The sequence below is a fragment of the Actinomarinicola tropica genome, from assembly GCF_009650215.1.
GTDB lineage: Bacteria > Actinomycetota > Acidimicrobiia > Acidimicrobiales > SKKL01 > Actinomarinicola > Actinomarinicola tropica.
Genome location: NZ_CP045851.1, coordinates 230,352 through 248,295 on the forward strand (window position 1 = coordinate 230,352; position 17,944 = coordinate 248,295).

At 70.7% G+C, this 17,944-nt stretch carries 18 protein-coding genes and 3 tRNA genes; 15 read left to right on the forward strand and 6 right to left on the reverse strand.

Going from position 1 to position 17,944, the window contains the following annotated elements; translation table 11 throughout:
• The first annotated feature begins 5 nt into the window (after positions 1–5).
• The 5 genes from GH723_RS01125 to GH723_RS01145 all read left to right on the forward strand — a co-directional run bounded on the left by GH723_RS01125 (position 6) and on the right by GH723_RS01145 (position 7,040).
• Positions 6–2,147 carry an NADH-quinone oxidoreductase subunit 5 family protein gene (locus tag GH723_RS01125; protein WP_153757928.1) on the forward strand — a complete coding sequence of 714 codons (2,142 nt, stop codon included), beginning with the start codon at positions 6–8 and terminating at the stop codon, positions 2,145–2,147.
• 36 nt (positions 2,148–2,183) lie between these two features.
• Entirely contained in the window at positions 2,184–3,743 is a 1,560-nt protein-coding gene (locus GH723_RS01130) for a complex I subunit 4 family protein (protein WP_153757929.1), read from the forward strand.
• 4 nt (positions 3,744–3,747) lie between these two features.
• On the forward strand, positions 3,748–5,247 hold the full coding sequence (locus tag GH723_RS01135) for an NADH-quinone oxidoreductase subunit N (RefSeq protein ID WP_153757930.1): 1,500 nt from the start codon (positions 3,748–3,750) through the stop codon (positions 5,245–5,247).
• A 12-nt stretch (positions 5,248–5,259) separates the two neighbouring features.
• The gene (locus GH723_RS01140) at positions 5,260–6,405 is read left to right on the forward strand and encodes an SAM-dependent methyltransferase (protein ID WP_153757931.1); all 1,146 of its coding nucleotides are present in this window, start codon (positions 5,260–5,262) and stop codon (positions 6,403–6,405) included.
• Positions 6,406–6,542: 137 nt separating this feature from the next.
• Complete coding sequence (locus tag GH723_RS01145) at positions 6,543–7,040, forward strand: DUF1360 domain-containing protein (RefSeq protein WP_153757932.1); 498 nt, start codon at positions 6,543–6,545, stop codon at positions 7,038–7,040.
• Positions 7,041–7,047: 7 nt separating this feature from the next.
• On the opposite strand, the gene GH723_RS01150 is transcribed toward GH723_RS01145, so the two are convergent.
• Positions 7,048–7,425, reverse strand: coding sequence for a hypothetical protein (locus GH723_RS01150; RefSeq protein ID WP_153757933.1), 378 nt, complete (start codon positions 7,423–7,425; stop codon positions 7,048–7,050).
• Positions 7,426–7,548: 123 nt separating this feature from the next.
• Here GH723_RS01150 and acs point away from each other — a divergent pair, with 123 nt between their 5' ends.
• Positions 7,549–9,507, forward strand: coding sequence for an acetate--CoA ligase (acs, locus tag GH723_RS01155; protein WP_153757934.1), 1,959 nt, complete (start codon positions 7,549–7,551; stop codon positions 9,505–9,507).
• A gap of 28 nt (positions 9,508–9,535) precedes the next feature.
• Positions 9,536–10,027 carry a phosphatase domain-containing protein gene (locus GH723_RS01160; protein ID WP_153757935.1) on the forward strand — a complete coding sequence of 164 codons (492 nt, stop codon included), beginning with the start codon at positions 9,536–9,538 and terminating at the stop codon, positions 10,025–10,027.
• A 112-nt stretch (positions 10,028–10,139) separates the two neighbouring features.
• On the opposite strand, the gene GH723_RS01165 is transcribed toward GH723_RS01160, so the two are convergent.
• Positions 10,140–10,304 carry a hypothetical protein gene (locus GH723_RS01165; protein WP_153757936.1) on the reverse strand — a complete coding sequence of 55 codons (165 nt, stop codon included), beginning with the start codon at positions 10,302–10,304 and terminating at the stop codon, positions 10,140–10,142.
• A gap of 245 nt (positions 10,305–10,549) precedes the next feature.
• Positions 10,550–11,038, reverse strand: coding sequence for a YajQ family cyclic di-GMP-binding protein (locus GH723_RS01170; protein WP_153757937.1), 489 nt, complete (start codon positions 11,036–11,038; stop codon positions 10,550–10,552).
• Positions 11,039–11,118: 80 nt separating this feature from the next.
• Here GH723_RS01170 and GH723_RS01175 point away from each other — a divergent pair.
• A tRNA-Tyr gene (locus GH723_RS01175) sits at positions 11,119–11,203 on the forward strand.
• Positions 11,204–11,261: 58 nt separating this feature from the next.
• Entirely contained in the window at positions 11,262–12,104 is an 843-nt protein-coding gene (locus tag GH723_RS01180; protein ID WP_195210451.1) for a class I SAM-dependent methyltransferase, read from the forward strand.
• Here the strand turns inward: GH723_RS01180 and GH723_RS01185 are convergent.
• The 3 genes from GH723_RS01185 to GH723_RS01195 form a co-directional block, all read right to left on the reverse strand.
• On the reverse strand, positions 12,101–12,589 hold the full coding sequence (locus GH723_RS01185) for a GNAT family N-acetyltransferase (protein WP_153757939.1): 489 nt from the start codon (positions 12,587–12,589) through the stop codon (positions 12,101–12,103). The genes GH723_RS01180 and GH723_RS01185 overlap by 4 nt on opposite strands.
• 46 nt (positions 12,590–12,635) lie before the next feature.
• Positions 12,636–13,445 carry a helix-turn-helix transcriptional regulator gene (locus GH723_RS01190; protein ID WP_153757940.1) on the reverse strand — a complete coding sequence of 270 codons (810 nt, stop codon included), beginning with the start codon at positions 13,443–13,445 and terminating at the stop codon, positions 12,636–12,638.
• A 125-nt stretch (positions 13,446–13,570) separates the two neighbouring features.
• Positions 13,571–14,902 carry an SdpI family protein gene (locus GH723_RS01195; protein ID WP_153757941.1) on the reverse strand — a complete coding sequence of 444 codons (1,332 nt, stop codon included), beginning with the start codon at positions 14,900–14,902 and terminating at the stop codon, positions 13,571–13,573.
• Positions 14,903–15,089: 187 nt separating this feature from the next.
• Here GH723_RS01195 and GH723_RS01200 point away from each other — a divergent pair.
• From GH723_RS01200 to GH723_RS01225, 6 genes are all read left to right on the forward strand, one after another.
• A tRNA-Thr gene (locus tag GH723_RS01200) sits at positions 15,090–15,162 on the forward strand.
• Positions 15,163–15,206: 44 nt separating this feature from the next.
• Positions 15,207–15,283, forward strand: a tRNA-Met gene (locus GH723_RS01205).
• 96 nt (positions 15,284–15,379) lie between these two features.
• Positions 15,380–16,570, forward strand: a complete 1,191-nt coding sequence (tuf, locus tag GH723_RS01210) for an elongation factor Tu (protein WP_153757942.1) — start codon at positions 15,380–15,382, stop codon at positions 16,568–16,570.
• A gap of 24 nt (positions 16,571–16,594) precedes the next feature.
• A complete protein-coding gene (gene rpmG, locus GH723_RS01215; protein WP_153757943.1) occupies positions 16,595–16,759 on the forward strand; it encodes a 50S ribosomal protein L33 in 165 nt (54 codons plus the stop codon).
• A 178-nt stretch (positions 16,760–16,937) separates the two neighbouring features.
• The gene (locus GH723_RS01220) at positions 16,938–17,552 is read left to right on the forward strand and encodes an RNA polymerase sigma factor (RefSeq protein ID WP_229022951.1); all 615 of its coding nucleotides are present in this window, start codon (positions 16,938–16,940) and stop codon (positions 17,550–17,552) included.
• The gene (locus GH723_RS01225) at positions 17,542–17,892 is read left to right on the forward strand and encodes a hypothetical protein (protein WP_153757945.1); all 351 of its coding nucleotides are present in this window, start codon (positions 17,542–17,544) and stop codon (positions 17,890–17,892) included. Before GH723_RS01220 ends, GH723_RS01225 begins: the two co-directional genes overlap by 11 nt.
• Positions 17,893–17,944: the final 52 nt, after the last annotated feature.

A 17,944-nucleotide genomic window follows, 5' to 3' on the forward strand; every position in this document is an offset into this window, starting at 1 on the left:
GACTCATGTGGTTCCTCGAGAACGCCTGGATCATCCCTGCCATCCCGGCCGCGTCGTTCCTGCTCATCCTCTTCTTCGGCAAGCGGATGCCCCGGGGCGGCTCGGAGATCGGCATCGCCGCGGTCGGCCTGTCGTTCCTCCTGTCGGTCGGCGCGGGCGTGTCCTGGATCGACCGGGTCGAGAACCCGCCACCCGCGGACGACCACGGCACCGAGGAGGTCGAGCACGAGGAGGACGCGGAGGAGCACGCCGCGGGCGACCTCGTCGTCGTCGGCCCCACCGAGTCCGCCGCCGAGGCGGGCGAGGAGGAGCGCCACGCCGTCGAGCCCGTCACCCGGTCCTGGACCTGGTGGCAGTCCGGCGGCACCGAGTTCCAGGTCGGGACCTTCGTCGACGGGCTCAGCGTGATGATGCTGTTCGTCGTCGGGCTGATCTCGCTGCTCGTGCACGTCTACTCGACCGAGTACGTGAAGGGCGACCGGCGGTTCACGCACTTCTTCGCCTTCCTCAGCCTCTTCACCGCCTCGATGATGACCCTCGTCATCTCCGAGAACACGCTCCAGATCATCACCGCCTGGGAGGCGGTGGGCGTCTGCTCGTTCGCCCTCATCGGGCACTGGTGGGAGGACAAGGCCAACGGCGACGCCGCGCTCAAGGCCTTCCTCACCAACCGCGTCGGCGACGTCGGCCTGATCATCGGCATGATCACGCTCTACTTCGCCGCCGACAGCTTCAACATCGTCGAGATCAACAGCCTGGCCAGCGCCGGCGAGCTGTCCCACACGGCCCTGCTCGTCGCCTCGCTCTGCCTCATCGCCGCGGTCATGTCCAAGTCCGGCCAGTTCTTCCTCCACACCTGGCTCCCCGACGCCATGGCCGGCCCCACCCCCGTCTCCGCGCTGCTGCACTCCGCGACCATGGTCGTCGCCGGCATCTTCATGGTCGGCCGGATGTACGGCGTGTTCTGGGAGGGCCTGTCGATCGGCACCTCCACGATCAACGCCCTCGCCGTCGTCGGCGGCATCACGACCCTCGTCGGCGCATCGCTCGCCTTCGTGCAGCGCGACATCAAGAAGGTCCTCGCCTACTCGACGATCAGCCAGCTCGGCTACATGGCCATGGCCCTCGGCGTCGGCGCCTGGACCGCGGCGCTGTTCCACCTCTTCACCCACGCCTTCTTCAAGGCCTGCTTGTTCCTCGGGGCCGGGTCGGTCAGCCACGCCTGCCATCACAGCTTCGACATGGTCAAGGACATGGGCGGCCTGCGGAAGTACATGCCGCACACCTTCCGGACCTTCATGATCGGCTCGATCGCGCTCGCCGGGATCCCGCCGCTCGCCGGCTTCTGGTCGAAGGACGAGATCCTGGCCGGCGCCCAGCAGCTCGGCGACGGCGGCTACACGCTCATGCTCGTGATGGGCCTCGTGACCGCCGGCCTGACCGGCGCCTACGTCACGCGCATGGTGTACCTCACCTTCTTCGGCGAGTACCGCGGCCACGGCACCCCCCACGAGTCCCCCAAGGCGATCACCACGCCGCTGTGGATCCTGGCCGGCTTCGCCGCCCTGGCCGGCGGGCTCAACCTGCCCGACGCCATCGTCCCCGAGAGCGTGGCGCTGCAGTTCGAGCACTACGTCGAGCCGACCGCCGCCTACTTCCCCGACATCAGCCACCCGTCGTTCAGCTGGGGCCTGGCCATCGGCTCCACCCTCATCGCCGCGGCCGGCATCGCGCTGTCCTACAGCTACTGGTTCCTCGGGAAGTTCCACGGGCTCACCGAGCGCAACGCCCTCGCCATGCGCGGCTACCGCCTGCTCGAGAACAAGTACTACCTCGACGTCCTCTACACCGACGTCATCGTCGGCTCGGTGAAGGGGCCCATCGCCCGGGCGTCGAACTGGGTCAACCAGAACCTCATCGACGCCGTGCCGAACACCGTCGGCCGCACCACCGTCCAGGTCGGGCGCGGTGCCTACCGCTACGTCGACCAGGCCGTCGTCGACGGCGCGGTCAACCTCTCCGGCCGCTCGGCCGAGGCCTCCGGGTCGGGTCTGCGCCTGGCGCAGACCGGCCGGGTGCGCCAGTACGGAAGCCTCATGTTCGGGGGCGCAGCCATCCTGGCCGCCGTCCTCGTCGTCATCGTCTGACTCTGATCGCAGCACCAGGGAGCCGAAGGGACCACCATGGAAGATTTCCTCAACGACTGGGGACTGAGCGCTGCAGTGTTCCTGCCGCTCGTCGGCGCCGCGGTGATGGCGCTGATCCCCCGTGCGGAGGAGCAGCTCCACAAGACGATCGCCCTGCTCACCACCCTGGTGGTCGCCGGCGTCGGGGTGGCGCTCGTCGCCAACTTCGACTTCGACCGGGGTGACGAGCTCCAGTTCGTCGTCGACGCGAGCTGGATCGACGTCATCAACAGCCGGTTCATCGTCGGGCTCGACGGCATCTCGCTGCCGCTGTTGCTGCTGACGATGCTCGTGGTGCCCTTGTGCGTCGTCTACTCGTGGAACCACTTCCCCGAGCCGCACAACCCGAAGGCGTTCCTCATCCTCATCCTGATCCTCCAGACCGGCATGATCGGGACGTTCGTCGCCCAGGACCTCATCCTCTTCTTCGTCTTCTTCGAGGTCGTGCTCCTGCCGATGTACTTCATGATCGGCGTCTGGGGCGGCGAGCAGCGGCAGTACGCGTCGATCAAGTTCTTCCTCTACACGCTGTTCGGCTCGGCGCTGATGCTCGTCAGCTTCCTGGCCCTCTACTTCCTCGCCGACGGCACCGACACCATCGCCGGCGTGGCGAACACCTTCGACATGCGGGCCCTGCCCGAGGCGGCCTCCGGCATCGCGAAGACGAGCCAGCTGTGGATCTTCGGCGGCATGTTCCTCGGCTTCGGCATCAAGGTGCCGATCTTCCCGTTCCACACCTGGCTGCCCGACGCCCACACCCAGGCGCCCACGGTCGGCTCGGTCATCCTGGCCGCGGTGCTCCTGAAGCTCGGCACCTACGGCTTCATCCGCATCGCCATCCCGACCCTCCCCGAGGCCGCGATCGAGTGGGCACCGTTCATCGGCGCCCTCGCGGTCATCGGCATCATCTACGGCGCACTGTGCTGCCTGGCCCAGACCGACATGAAGCGGCTCATCGCCTTCTCGTCGGTGGCGCACATGGGCTTCACGATGCTCGGCATCGCCACCCTCACCGACTTCGGGATGAACGCCGCCATCTTCGGCATGGTCGCCCACGGCCTCATCACCGGCATGCTCTTCTTCGTCGCCGGATCGATGAAGGAGCGCTACCACACGCTCGAGATCCAGCGCCTCGGCGGCCTCCTCGTGTCGGCGCCGAAGATGGGCTGGATCCTCGGCCTCTCCACGATGGCGTCGCTCGGCCTGCCCGGCCTCGCCGGCTTCTGGGGTGAGGTCCCGGCGATCCTCGCCTCCTACAACCCGGCCGAGGGCCTGTCGGTGCCGCTGTTCCGCACCTACATGGTCATCGCCGCCATCGGCACGGTGTTCGCCGCCGGCTACCTGCTGTGGCTCTACCAGCGCACCGCCTTCGGCACCCCGAAGGAGGAGTTCGCCGAGGATCCGCACATCACCGACGTCACCGGCCCCGAGTGGATCGCCTGGCTGCCGATGATCGCCCTGATCCTCGTCCTCGGCGTGTACCCGAACCTCCTGTTCGACATCACCGACCCCGCCGTCGGCGTCGTCAGCGAGCTCGTCGCCGGGGTCGGGTCCTGAGCTGATGGATCCCACCGCCCTCCTCACCGTCGCCTTCGAGCGGCCCCCCATCGACTGGCACGCGGTCGCGCCCGAGCTCACCCTGCTCGGCGTCGGTGCGCTGCTCACGTTGCTCGACGTGGTCCTGCTCGAGCGGGGGCGCAAGTACATGCCGGCCCTGGCCGGGATCGGCGTGCTCGTCACGCTCGTCCCGATCCTCACCCTGGCGGTCGACGGCACCAACCGCACGATGTTCGGTGGGGCGTTCGTCGTCGACGAGTTCGCGCTGCTGTTCAAGGCGCTGATCCTCGTCTCGGGCTACGTCGTGATCCTGCTCTCCACCAACTACGTCGCCGAGGGCGACTACTGGGAGTCGGAGTACTACGGCCTGCTGCTGTCGTCGATGATGGGCATGGTCCTCATCGCGTCGGCCCGCGACCTCATCACGCTGTTCGTCGCGCTGGAGCTGCTCTCGATCCCCGCCTACCTGCTCGCCGGCTGGCGCAAGCGGGCCCTCGAGGGCAACGAGGCGGGCATGAAGTACTTCCTGATGGGCGTGTTCGCCTCGGCGATCATGCTCTACGGCATGTCGCTGCTCTACGGCGTCGCCGGCGACACCCGCCTCTCGGCGATCGGTGAGGCCGTGCACGGCAGCGAGTCCGTCCCGCTCATCACGCTCGGCGTCGTGTTCACCCTGATCGGCTTCGCCTTCAAGGTCTCGGCCGTGCCGTTCCACACGTGGGCCCCGGACGTCTACCAGGGCGCTCCCACGCCGATCACCGGCTTCCTGGCCGTGGCCTCGAAGACCTCGGGCTTCATCGCCCTGCTCCAGCTCGTGTTCGTGGCGTTCCCCGACCGCGACGACGTGTACCAGCCGCTGTTCTGGGTGCTCGCCCTCCTGACCATGACGGTCGGCAACCTGGTCGCCCTGCGGCAGACCAACGTCGTGCGGCTGTTCGCCTACTCGGGCGTGGCCCAGGCCGGCTACATCCTCTGCGGGCTCGCCGTCGCTGGCGACGTCGGGGACCAGGCGCTCCAGGCCATCGCCACCTACCTCGTCATCTACGCGGCGATGAACCTCGGCGTGTTCGCCATCATCATCGCCGTGGCCCGCAAGACCCGCTCCGGCGACATCGCGAGCTACGGCGGGCTGTTCGAGTACGCCCCGGGCCTCGCGGTCTCGATGGTGGTGTTCCTCTTCGCCCTGGCCGGCATCCCGCCGCTCGCCGGCTGGTACGCCAAGTTCGCGATCTTCAAGGTCACGGTCGAGGCGAACAGCTGGATCGGCTACAGCCTGGCCGTCGCCGTCGCCATCAACTCGGTGATCGCGCTCTTCTACTACGCCAACATCGCCCGCCAGATGTTCATGAACCCCGTCCCCGACGGCGACACCACCCGCATCCGGGTGCCGTTCTCGCTCGTCGCGGCCCTCGTCATCACCGTCGCGGCGACGGTCGCCCTCGGCGTCTACCCCCGGGCGGTCACCCACCTCACCGAGGTGTCGCTGCTCGCCGGCGCGGGCTAGTCGGTGCCGCCGGTGTCCTCGACCGGCGACCAGAGCCCGCTCCTCGCGGGCATCGCCCACCTGGTGGAGCGACACGGGCCGGTGCCGTTCTCGGCGGTGGTCGACGCCGCCCTCTACGACGAGGCGCACGGGTTCTACGGCAGCGGTCGTGGCCACGCCGGGCGGCGCGGCGACTTCATCACCTCGCCGGAGGTCGGCCCGCTCTTCGGCACGGTCGTCGCCCGGGCCCTCGACCGGTGGTGGGCCGAGTTGGGGCGCCCCGACCCCTTCGTCGTCGTCGAGGGCGGGGCCGGTGTCGGCACGCTGGCCATCGCGGTGCTCGCCGCCCGTCCCGCGTGCCGCGGGGCGCTGCGCTACGTGCTGGTGGAGCGGTCACCGGTGCTTCGGCAGCGGCAGTCCGAGCACCTCGCCCTGGCCGAGCCGGCCACGGCCCTCGGCGTCCCCGGCGGGCACGACGGTCCGGTCGTGGCGTCCCTCGGTGAGCTGCCGGTCACGCCGTTCACCGGGGTCGTGATCGCCAACGAGCTGCTCGACAACCTGGCGTTCGACCTGCTCGTGCGCACGGCGGACGGGTGGGGCGAGGTGCGGATCGGCGTCGACGAGGCCGACGGCGAGCAGCCCCGGCTCGTCCGCCACGTCGTGCCGGCGGGCGAGACGGCCTCGGCGGCCGCGGAGCGGTTCGCGCCCGACGCGGGGGAGGGCGCCGTGATCCCGTGGCAGCGGGCGGCCTCCGAGTGGGTCGCCGACGCTCTCGGCGTGCTCGAGCGGGGCCGGGTCGTGGTGGTCGACTACGCCGTGCGCACCACCGCCGAGCTGGCGGCTCGTCCGCCGGAGGAGTGGCTGCGCACCTATCGGGAGCACGGCCGGGGTGGCGACCCCCTCACCGACCTCGGCACGGCCGACATCACCGTCGAGGTCGCACTCGACCAGCTGGAGCACGCCGCAGGTGCCCCAGCGGCGGTGGTGCCCCAGGCGACGTGGCTCCGGGAGCACGGCCTCGACGGCCTCGTCGAGGCCGGTCGGCGGACGTGGGAGGAGCGGGCCGGCATCGGCGACCTGGCCGCGATCCGGGCCCGCAGCCGCATCCGGGAGGCGGAGGCCCTCGTCGATCCTGCCGGGCTCGGGGCGTTCCTCGTCGCCGAGTGGCGGGTGTCCTGACGCGACAGGCCGCCCGGGGCTCGTCATCGTCGCCCCGGGCGGCGGCCGTGTGGTACCCGTCACCCCCACGGGGTATGTCACCCGATGGGGTGAAGTTGCCCCGGTTGGGGGTCGCCCCACCGGGGAACGAGGGTGGGATGGACGCACCCACGGACACCGATCCGGAGCCCCCGACGAGCGGCCACCGCCACCTCGGGGCCTACTCGGCCACGCTGCTGACCTACGGAGCGAGCGTGGCGGCGCTCGTGCTCGTCGGCGTGCGCCGCGGACGCCGCCCACCCGAGGTGCGGCCCTTCGACCTCCTGCTGCACGGCCTGGCCACGTTCAAGGTCGCACGGGCGCTCACCAAGGATGCCGTCACCTCGCCGCTGCGAGCGCCGGTCACCCACTTCGAGGGTCAGGCCGACACGCCGGGCGAGCTGGTCGAGACCCCCCGGTACCGCTCGGGGGTGCGACGCGCCGCCGGCGAGCTCGCGACGTGCCCGTTCTGCGCCGCGCAGTGGGTCGGCACCGGTTTCGCCGCCGGCATGGTCCTCGCGCCCCAGGCGACGCGCCTGGCGATGAACACCATGGCCGCAGTGGCCGTGTCGGACTTCGTGCAGTTCGCCTACGTCGCCGCCGACAAGCGGGTGTGAGCAGGCGTCAGCTCCCCTCGACGTAGCCGTCGCCGTCGCCCATCGGCGGGGGAGCGGTCTCGTTGACGGCGGCCTCCTCGGCCGAGAGGTCGGCTGCTGGTCGCGCGCCCCCGACGGCATCGGCCTCCTCGTCCGGGCCGGCGCCCTGCTCGGGCGAGACCAGGCGCATCCCGGGCTCCTCCTCGGGGATCGTCTCGGGCTCCTCCCGGGCGACCCGCTCCTCGAGGGGCTCGTCGTAGCGCTCCTCGGCCGCGGTCGTGCCGTAGGCGTCGACACCCAGCGGCTCCTCCGGCGGGTAGTCGAGGTCCTGGACGGGGGTGTCGCTCGGGGAGAGCTTGTCCTCGTCGAGCTGCTCGGCGCGGTCCTGGGACGACGGGTCAGACATGCCGCGCCCGTACCCCGGTGAGCAGGTCGCCACACCCACGCCCGAGCCGCCGGGCTCGTGTCGCGGGTCACGTCGCTAGGCTCGCCGTCGGACCGAACCGACGAGCCTGAAGGGGGCGCTCGCATGGCCGAGCCGGCGATCGAGGACCACTACTCCGAGGACCGCACCTTCCCGCCGCCCGACGGGTTCGTCGCCGACGCCCTCGTCCGCGACCGGTCCCTCTACGAGGAGGCCGACGCCGATCCGGAGGCCTTCTGGGCCCGCCAGGCCCGCGAGCTGCTCACCTGGCGATCCGACTTCGACACCACGCTCGAGTGGGACCTGCCGTTCGCGAAGTGGTTCGTCGGCGGCACGCTCAACGTGGCCGAGAACTGCGTCGACCGCCACGTCGAGGCCGGACGAGGCGACAAGGTGGCCATCCACTGGGAGGGCGAGCCGGGCGACACCCGCACGATCACCTACGCCGACCTGCTCGACGAGGTCTGCCGCTTCGCCAACGTGCTGAAGGGGCTCGGCGTCGAGAAGGGTGACCGGGTGGCCATCTACATGCCCATGATCCCCGAGCTGCCCGTGGCGATGCTCGCCTGCGCCCGCCTGGGCGCGGCGCACTCGGTGATCTTCGGCGGCTTCTCACCGGACTCGATCACCGATCGGGTGAACGACGCCGAGGCGAAGGTCGTCGTCACCGCCGACGCCGGCTACCGGCGCGGCGTGGCGTCGATGCTCAAGCCCAACGTCGACCTCGCGCTCGCCTCCACCCCGTCGGTCGAGCACGTGGTCGTCGTGAACCGGTGCGACACCGAGGTCCACATGGAGGAGGGGCGCGACCACTGGTGGCACCGCCTCATGGCCGACGCCAGCCCCGACTGCCCGGCCGAGCCGATGGACAGCGAGCAGCTGCTCTACCTGCTCTACACGTCGGGCACCACCGCCAAGCCCAAGGGCATCATGCACACCACGGGCGGCTACCTCACCCAGGTCGCGTTCACCCACAAGTACGTGTTCGACCTCCACCCCGACACCGACGTCTACTGGTGCGCCGCCGACGTCGGCTGGGTCACCGGGCACAGCTACATCGTCTACGGGCCGCTCGCCAACGGGGCCACCCAGGTCATGTACGAGGGCACCCCCGACACGCCAGGACGGGACCGGCTGTGGTCGATCGTCGAGAAGTACGGCGTCACGCAGCTCTACACTGCCCCCACCGCCATCCGGACGTTCATGAAGTGGGGCGTCGAGGAGCCCGAGAAGCACGACCTGTCGTCCCTGCGCCTCCTCGGCACCGTCGGGGAGCCCATCAACCCCGAGGCGTGGATGTGGTACCACCGCCACATCGGCGGCGAGCGATGCCCCATCGTCGACACGTGGTGGCAGACCGAGACGGGGGCGATGATGATCACGTCGCTGCCCGGCGTCGTCACCACCAAGCCCGGCTCGGCCACCTTCCCGCTGCCCGGCATCGGCGTCGAGGTCGTCGACGACGCCGGCAACCCCGTCGAGCGCGGCGGCGGCTACCTCACCCTCACCCGTCCGTGGCCGTCGATGCTGCGGGGCATCTGGGGCGACCCCGAGCGCTACCGCGACACGTACTGGTCCCGCTTCGACGGCCGGTACTTCGCCGGCGACGGCGCCAAGATCGACGACGACGGCTACTTCTGGCTGCTCGGTCGGGTCGACGACGTCATGAACATCTCTGGCCACCGCATCTCCACCACCGAGGTCGAGTCGGCCCTCGTCGCCCACGAGTCGGTGGCCGAGGCCGCCGTCGTCGGCGCCACCGACCCCACCACCGGCCAGGCGATCATCGCCTACGTCATCCTCCGAGGGAACGTCGAGCCGACGCCGGAGCACGGCGAGCTCCTGCGCCAGCACGTCGCCCAGCAGATCGGTCCCATCGCAAGGCCGAAGACGGTCATCCTCGTGCCCGACCTCCCGAAGACCCGCAGCGGCAAGATCATGCGCCGCCTCCTGCGCGACGTCGCCGAGGGCCGCGACCTCGGCGACACCACCACGCTCGCCGACCCCCACGTGTTCGACGAGATCAACGCCCGCGCCGCCGACGCGCCGAGCGGGGAGGACTGACGCGCCGGCTCGGTAGGGTGCGGCCGACATGAGCGACGTACCCCACCACAACTGGCACTGGCGCGACGGCCCGGTCGAGCCCGGCTCAGCCGTCGTGTTCGACATGGACGGCGTCCTGTCCGACGCCGCCACCCGCCAGCACTTCCTCGAGCGGCCCCGCCGCGACTGGGACGCCTTCTTCGCCGCGTGCGGTGACGACGAGCTGATCGACGAGGTGGCGCGGCTCCTCGAGGTGCTCGACGACGACCTGCGCATCATCCTGCTCACGGCGCGGCCCTTGTCGGTGCAGCCCCAGACGCTCGGCTGGCTCGAGCGCTACGACCTCCGCTGGGACCTGCTGCTGATGCGCCCGGGCGGCGACTACACCGCGTCCCGTTCGTTCAAGAAGACGAGCGTCGCCCAGCTGCGCGACCACGGGTTCGACCTGCGCCTCGCGTTCGAGGACGACCGCCGCAACGTGGAGATGTTCCACGCCGAGGGCGTCCCCTGCATCTACATCCACTCCGGCTACTACGAGTAGCCCGCGGGGGCGATGTCACCAGCCCGTTGGCGCGATCGCCCCCACGCGGCGGTCGCGGGGGCGATGTGGCCAGCGGGTTGGCGCGATCGCCCCCACGCGACGGGTGCCCGGGTCAGGGCATGACCGCGCAGCCCAAGGTGCGGAACGTCTCGCGACCGTGACGTCGCAGCGTGACCGACCCGTCGACGAGCTCCGAGGTGAACGTGGTCTCGTCCGTGGTGTCGCGCCGCAGGGTCCCCGCCTCGGGTCCGCGCCCGTAGGCCCGCACCACGTCCATCGGGGGTGAGCCCAGCGCCCGACGTCGACGCTGACATCACCGCACTCGTCGACCTCGACCGTCACCGCCCGCTCGCCGTCGACGGGGAGGTCGTCGGAGCTGCGTACGTACCGGAGCGCGACACCGCTGACGGCCACCGCCACGGCGACGCTGCCAGCAGCGCGCGACTCCACGCGCACCCCTCGCCGGAGCCCTGCCCGCCGATCCCGTCCACCCTCCCCACATCGGCAGAGCGGGAGCGAACGTCAGTCGCGGAAGTTGTTGAACTGCAGGGGGATCCCGAAGTCGCCCTCGCGCAGGGCGGCCATGACCGTCTGGAGGTCGTCGCGCTTCTTCGAGGTCACCCGCAGCTGGTCGCCCTGGGTCTGGGACTGCACGCCCTTCACGCCGAGGCCCTTGATGAACTTGTTGAGCTCCTTGGCCTTCTCCGACGAGATGCCGGCGACCAGGCCGATCTCCTGGCGCACGGTCGCCCCCGCGGCCTCCTCGACCTTGCCGTGGTCGAGGACCTTCAGCGAGACCTTGCGCTTGACGAGCTTCTCCTCGAGCACCTGTCGCAGGGCGTTGAGGCGGTCCTCGGTGGAGGTGCGCAGCGTGATCGACGTGTCGTCGAGCTCGAGCGACGAGTTGGTGTTCTTGAAGTCGAAGCGGTTGGCGACCTCGCGGCTGGCCTGATCCACGGCGTTGCGGATCTCCTGCTGATCGACCTCGGACACGACATCGAAGGACGGCATGGGCCCGAGGCTAGCGGCCGGACCCCACCCGCCTCCCGTGTGGGCCGTCCCCCGCGGAGGCGCTACGATCAACGCCTCCTGGGTCGGTGCCCGAGTGGCCAAAGGGAGCGGGCTGTAAACCCGTCGGCTCAGCCTACGGAGGTTCGAATCCTCCCCGGCCCACCAGGTGGACGAGGCGCCTTCGGGCGCCTCGTCCCGCGTCCGGGCTCCTACAGTTCCGGGCGTGAGCGGCGACGAGTGGTCGGGTGAACGGGTCCGCCGCTGGCTGGCCGCGAGCGAGCGGCTCGAGGGCCAGCTCGCCCCGGTCGCCGACCTGCTCCTCGACGCCGCGGCGATCCAGCCGGGGGAGCACGTGCTCGACGTCGGGTGCGGCCACGGTCCGACGACCCGCCGCGCCGCGCTCGACGCCGCCCCCGGCGGCCGGGTCGTGGGGCTCGACGTGTCCGCCGAGATGATCGGCGCCGCCGCGGCCATCGAGCCTCCTGCGGGCGCCGCCCCGATCGAGTGGGTCGCCGCCGACGCGACGACCTGGCGGGCCGACCCCGTCGACGTCGTGATCTCGAGGTTCGGCGTCATGTTCTTCGAGCACCCGGTGGCGGCGTTCGCCAACCTCGCCGCCTCGACCCGGCCCGACGGCCGCCTCTGCGTCGCCGTGTGGGGCCATCGCCACGGGTGCCCCCTCTTCGAGGTGCCCCTGGCCGCCGCGATGGAGGTCCTCGCCGACCTCGGCCACGACACGCCGCCCGTCCCGGCGCCGGACGAGGGGCCCTTCTCGCTCCACGACCGCGACCGCGTCGTCGGCCTCCTCTCGGCTGCCGGGTGGACCGACGTGACGTGGACCCCGCACGTCCTGGCGCTCCCGCTCGGTGGCGGCGGTCCGGCTCCGCAGGCCGCCGAGTCGACCCTCGACGTCGGGCCCGTGCGCGTCATCAGCGAAGGGATCGACGACGCCGACCGGGCCCGCCTCGTGGAGGCGATCGCCGCGGCCGTCGCACCCCACGAGATCGAGGGGCGCGTGCTGCTCGACGCCGAGGTCGCCCTCGTCGCCGCGCGCCGGCCCGGCTAGAGCAGCTTCTGCATCACGACCACGTCGAGCCAGCGGCCGAACTTGCGGCCGATCTCGCGCTCGGTGCCGACGGTCTCGAACCCGAGCGCCCGGTGCAGCCCGATCGAGGCCTCGTGCCCGCCGACGATGCGTCCGACCACGGAGTGGAAGCCGTGCTGGGCGGCGCGCTCGATGAGCTCGTGGAGGAGGAGCCGCCCGACGCCTCGGCCCTGGTGCTCGCGGTGGACGTAGACCGAGTCCTCGACCGAGGTGCTGTAGGCCGGTCGGTCGCGGTACGGGGACAAGGACGCGAAGCCGGTGAGCTGGCCGTCCTCGTCCTCGGCGACGACCACCACGTGCGCCCCGGAGCGCGCCCGCAGCCACTCGCGCTGCTCGTCGAGGCTGCGGGGCACGAGGTCGAACGTGACGGTGGAGGTGAGGACCTCGAGGTTGTAGATGGCGCGGATCGCCTCCGCGTCGTCGAGGGTCGCGAGTCGCACGTGCACGGCGAGACCCTATGCGGCGCCGCGGCAGGCCCCGGACCTCGCCGGGTCAGCCGGCGAGGGTCCGGAGGTGGCGCCGGGTGGCGTCGTCGGCGGGGAAGAACGACTCGATCGACAGCTCGGCCACCGTGGCGTCGAGCGCGGTGCCGAACGTGGCGAGGGTGCTGAAGAACGTCAGCTCGACGCCGTCGACCGTGGTGAGCTCCATCGGCAGGAAGAGCATCTGGGCCGGGTCGTGGTCGGCGACGCTCGGATGGGTCAGGTCCGGGAACCCGCGGACCTCCTCGAGCAGCGCCGCGAGCGCCGGGTCGCCGCTCAGCGCCGCCTCCCGCCGGAGGCGGGTCAGGAGGTGGTGCGAGTAGACGGCGACGTTGCGGACCCGCGACGCGAGGCCGTCGGGGTGGAGCCCCAGGCGGTAGGCGTTCACCGGGGCCTCGAGGAGGTGGTCCGCCACGCCCTCGGTGAAGAGCCGGAGCGCGGCACCGTTCGCGAGCACGAGATCGCCGCGCCGGTCGAGGATGACCGCCGGGTAGGGCTCGTGGCCGGCGAGGATGTGCTCGAGGGCGGTGCGCACCGGGTCCATCTCCTCGTCGTCGAGGTCCCGCTCCCCGTACACGGGGGCGTAGCCGGCGGCGAGCAGCAACGTGTTGCGCTCCCGGATCGGTACGTCGAGGTGCTCCGCCAGGTGCAGCAGCAGCTCGCGGCTCGGTGCGGAGCGGCCCGTCTCGACGAAGCTCAGGTGCCGGGGCGAGACCTCGGCGCTGCTCGCCAGGTCGAGCTGGCTCATCCGGCGCCGTTGCCGCCACTCGCGCAGCAGCGGTCCGGCCCCGTGCCGCCGGGGTGTCGCGGTGAGGGTCATGCCCGGACGGTACCGAGGTGCGGGGGGCGTGTCGCCTACCTCCGAGGTCATGGTCCGGACGCGCAACGACCGGGCCGGAGCCCGGTCGTTGCCTGCTCTCTCGCGACGCTGACGGCTGGGGGACGTCAGATCACGAGGCGACTGGGGTTCGTGGCGGCGTCGGTGGCGTCGATCGTCCGGGACTCGGACTTCGCCCCCGTCGGCTCCACGACGCTGAGCGCACCGGTGAGCGACTCGAGCCGCGCCCAGGCGGCGACGTCGGGGTCCTCGGTGAGCAGCAGGATCTGCTGGCGGTTGGAGGCCTCGCCGAGGAGCTCGAGGAGGGCCGGCTTGACCGCGGACTGGAAGTCGACGAACGGATCGTCGAGGACGAGCGGGAAGCTCTCGCCCGAGGCGCCGAGGCGACGGGCCTCGGACAGGCGCACGACGAGCTCCTGGCCGAGCACCGTGGCGAGGTCGGTGGCGGGGCTCGGGGTGGCCCGATCGGCACGGCCTCGGACCTTGGCCGCCGACCCGATGTCCTCGCGGTGCTCGAGCGCCCATGCCACGGGCACGTCGCCGGCCATGTCCTGCCAGGCGAAGGTGGCGTCGCGGTGGGCATCGGCCGCGCTCATCAGCTGGCGACGGATCTGGTCGCTCGAGAGCAGCGTGTTGACCCGCTGGAGGTGGAACCCGAGGTAGGAGGAGGCGCCGGCCTTCTCGAGGGCGACCTGCTCGGCCTCCCGAGCCTTCTCGAGCCGCCGCCACATCAGGAACGAGTAGGCGGTGATGAGGGTGGCGGGGACGAGGGCGCCGAAGGCGAGGATCGGGCTGACGAACCAGGCGATGAGGAAGGCGCCGATCGTGCACGCGGCAGCGGCGAGGAAGGTGAGGCGCCGCACGCGCTCGTGGCTGGCCTGGGCCCGCTCGAACTCGGCGTGGTGGCGCTCGATGCTCTCGACGATCTCGACGTCCTCCGGCGCGGTGCCGGCGGCCTCGGCCATGCGGTTGAGCTCGGCCTCGGTGCTCTGCACGCGGGCCGCCGTGGTCCAGAGGGTGTTCTGGTCGCAGTCGGCGAGCCGGGCGATCAGCTCGGCGCTCTGGGTGCGGGTGGTGAGGTCCTGGGAGGTGACGCGCATGCGGCGCTTGGCGCTCATCTGGTCGAGGCCCTCGGCCGCGAGCAGGTCGATGTCGCCGCGCTCGTTGCGGTAGCTCGCGCTCAGGTCGGTGCCGGCGTCGATGTCGACGACCATGTGGCGCTTCCCCTGCGGTCGGAAGATCGCCAGGTGGCGACCGCTGTCGTCGGTCACCTCCAGCGCCCCGCCGGCGCGGTTGGACGACAGCGCGCCCACCAGCTCCGACATCAGGCCCTCCCGCTCGAGCCGCCCCACGCCGGTGACAACCGTCAGGCGGGGGTGGAACTCGAGGGCGAAGGTCTTGTCGTCCCCTGCATCGATGACCAGCCGCTCGTACCTCACCGCACCAGTATCGTCGCGGATGGGCCGTCACTTGAGGCGTTCGGCCCGGATCGTCCGGCCCAGGCCGATCGGCCCAGTTCGCGACGACGCCGTCGGACGTGTCGCACGACGCTCCCGCGCCGGGTTGGGCGCGGCGCCGTCGCCGTGGCACAATGGCGGGCCGACCAGCGGCCCGTCCGCCGGTCACGCCCCCTTAGCTCAGTCGGCAGAGCGTTTCCATGGTAAGGAAAAGGTCGACAGTTCGATTCTGTCAGGGGGCTCCCAGCCAGATCTCCGGAGGTGCCCGCCAGGGCCCGCCGGTCAGGGCGGCGTAGCTCAGTCGGTAAGAGCACTCGGCTCATAATCGAGGGGTCGTCGGTTCGAGTCCGACCGCCGCTACCAGCACAACCAGGTGGCACGACGGGCGCCGGTCTCCGGCGCCCACAGCGCGCCTGGAGCAGACCCGCACCACACACCCACCCCAGAAGGCGTCAACTCATGTCGAAGGAAAAGTTCGAGCGCAACAAGCCGCATGTGAACGTTGGGACCATGGGTCACATCGACCATGGGAAGACGACGTTGACGGCGGCGATCTCGAAGGTGTTGGCGGATGCGGATCCGGAGCACAACACGGCGACGGATTTCGCGAACATCGACAAGGCTCCGGAGGAGCGGGAGCGTGGGATCACGATCAACGTGTCCCATGTGGAGTACGAGACGTCGAATCGGCACTACGCGCACGTGGACATGCCGGGTCACGCTGACTACATCAAGAACATGATCACCGGTGCGGCTCAGGTGGATGGGGCGATCCTGGTGGTGTCGGCGGCGGATGGTCCGATGCCTCAGACCCGTGAGCACGTGTTGTTGGCGCGTCAGGTGGGTGTGCCGGCGATCGTGGTGGCTCTGAACAAGGTCGACATGGTCGATGACGAGGAGCTGTTGGATCTGGTGGAGCTCGAGGTGCGTGAGCTTCTCTCGGAGTACGAGTTCCCGGGTGATGACATCCCGGTGGTGAAGGTGTCGGCTCTCAAGGCGCTGGAGGGTGACGCGGATGCGGTCGCTCAGGTGTTGGAGCTGATGTCGGCGGTGGATGAGCACGTGCCGGAGCCGGATCGGGCGACGGACAAGCCGTTCTTGATGCCGATCGAGGACGTGTTCACGATCACGGGTCGTGGCACGGTGGTGACGGGTCGTGTCGAGGCGGGTGTGATCAACACCGGCGATGAGATCGAGATCGTCGGGATCAAGCCGACGCAGAAGACGACGTGCACGGGTGTGGAGATGTTCCGCAAGATCCTCGATGAGGGTCGTGCGGGGGACAACATCGGTGCCCTGTTGCGTGGCACGAAGCGTGAAGAGGTGGAGCGTGGTCAGGTGCTGGCGGCGCCGGGTTCGATCACGCCGCACACCGATTTCGAGGCGCAGGTGTACGTGTTGACCAAGGAGGAGGGTGGCCGTCACAAGCCGTTCTTCTCGAACTACCGGCCGCAGTTCTACTTCCGGACCACCGATGTGACCGGTCACATCGAGCTGCCGGCGGGGACCGAGATGTGCATGCCGGGTGACAACGCGACGATGAAGGTGGAGCTGATCCACCCGATCGCGATGGACGAGGGTCTGCGTTTCGCGATCCGCGAGGGTGGCCGCACCGTCGGTGCCGGCCGCGTCACCAAGATCCTCAAGTAACGGAAAGAGCCGAGGAAGCCCCCAATGGCCGCGAGCGACAAGCGGGTGCACGTCACGCTGGAGTGCCAGACGTGCAAGCGCCGCAACTACATCACCACCAAGAACAAGACCAACCAGCGCGAGCGCATCGAGCTCAAGAAGTACTGCCGCTGGGACCGTGCGCACACGCTCCACAAGGAGACGCGCTAGTCCGGACGTCGTGAGGCCCGGCCCGCCCCTCGGGGAGGGCCGGGCACTTGCGCGTCCGGGGTCCGATCACCCACCTCCGGGTGCTTGCCCGTACGCCGTCCGGTGGGGGAAGGTGAGCGCGACCACGTCGATTCGGAGTCGGATGTCTCGCAACCGTCATGTAACTGCCCTCGCCGCCGTGGGGTCCGAACCGGTCGAACCGGACGCCACCGAGGCCCTGGTCGAACGGGCCCGCTCGGGTGACCGCACGGCCTTCGAGGCGCTGGTTCGAGCGACGTACGCCGACACGTACACGCTCGCCATCCGCTTGACCGGCGACGAGGAGGACGCACGCGACGTGGTCCAGGAGACCTACCTCCGGGCCTACCGTGGCCTGAAGCGGTTCCGCGGCGACGCCCAGTTCAGCACCTGGCTGTACCGCATCACCGCGAACTGCGCGAACACCCACCTCGGCCGCCGGGCACGGCACCGCCACGACGAGCTCACCGACGAGACGCCGCTCGTCGACGAGCGTCCGGGCATCGACCCGCAGCACCGCGCCGAGAACGAGGCCCTCCGGAACCGCCTGCGGGTGGCGATCGACGAGCTGCCGCCCAAGCTGCGCGCCGTCGTGGTCCTGCGCGACGTGTACGACCTGCCGCACGAGGCGATCGCCGAGGAGCTCGGCATCTCCGAGACCGCCGCCAAGGTCCGGCTGCACCGCGCCCGCCGGCGCCTCCGCGAGGTCCTCTACCCGGACCACGTCTCGCCGGTCGACGGAGCCGGCGAGGGAGGGGTGGTCAGTGCGATGTGAGGCCGTCGCCGACGACCTGGCGGGCGTGGCCGACGGCAGTGCGATCCTCGACCAGCGGGAGCGTCGCCACGTCGAGCAGTGCCTGCGCTGCCAGGCCGACCTGGTGCACCACCGCCGCATCCTCCGCGCCATGCGCGCCATGCGCACCGAGGTGCTCGAGCCGTCGCCGGGGCTCCTCCCCGAAGTCCTCGCGCTGATCGAGCACGCCGGGGAGCGCCAGGCGATCCGCGTGCTGCTCTCCGGGCGCCGGGTGGCCTACATCGGCGGGCTCGCCGCTGCGGCGACCGCGGCCGGGGCCGGTGCGCTCGTCCTCGCCTCCCGGCACCGCCGCGCCTCCTGACCCATCGCGACCCCGACCCGGCTGGATGGCTCCGGGGGAGCCGGTGCTAGCC

What these genes read in the sequence shown, in the direction of transcription:
- rpmG (WP_153757943.1), top strand. Translation starts at nt 16,595, where the DNA reads ATGGCCGCGAGCGACAAGCGGGTGCACGTCACGCTGGAGTGCCAGACG.
- GH723_RS01125 (WP_153757928.1), top strand. Translation starts at nt 6, where the DNA reads ATGTGGTTCCTCGAGAACGCCTGGATCATCCCTGCCATCCCGGCCGCG.
- GH723_RS01190 (WP_153757940.1), bottom strand. Translation starts at nt 13,445, where the DNA reads ATGACCCTCACCGCGACACCCCGGCGGCACGGGGCCGGACCGCTGCTG.
- GH723_RS01145 (WP_153757932.1), top strand. Translation starts at nt 6,543, where the DNA reads ATGGACGCACCCACGGACACCGATCCGGAGCCCCCGACGAGCGGCCAC.
- GH723_RS01160 (WP_153757935.1), top strand. Translation starts at nt 9,536, where the DNA reads ATGAGCGACGTACCCCACCACAACTGGCACTGGCGCGACGGCCCGGTC.
- GH723_RS01150 (WP_153757933.1), bottom strand. Translation starts at nt 7,425, where the DNA reads ATGTCTGACCCGTCGTCCCAGGACCGCGCCGAGCAGCTCGACGAGGAC.
- GH723_RS01165 (WP_153757936.1), bottom strand. Translation starts at nt 10,304, where the DNA reads ATGGACGTGGTGCGGGCCTACGGGCGCGGACCCGAGGCGGGGACCCTG.
- GH723_RS01170 (WP_153757937.1), bottom strand. Translation starts at nt 11,038, where the DNA reads ATGCCGTCCTTCGATGTCGTGTCCGAGGTCGATCAGCAGGAGATCCGC.
- tuf (WP_153757942.1), top strand. Translation starts at nt 15,380, where the DNA reads ATGTCGAAGGAAAAGTTCGAGCGCAACAAGCCGCATGTGAACGTTGGG.
- acs (WP_153757934.1), top strand. Translation starts at nt 7,549, where the DNA reads ATGGCCGAGCCGGCGATCGAGGACCACTACTCCGAGGACCGCACCTTC.
- GH723_RS01135 (WP_153757930.1), top strand. Translation starts at nt 3,748, where the DNA reads ATGGATCCCACCGCCCTCCTCACCGTCGCCTTCGAGCGGCCCCCCATC.
- GH723_RS01130 (WP_153757929.1), top strand. Translation starts at nt 2,184, where the DNA reads ATGGAAGATTTCCTCAACGACTGGGGACTGAGCGCTGCAGTGTTCCTG.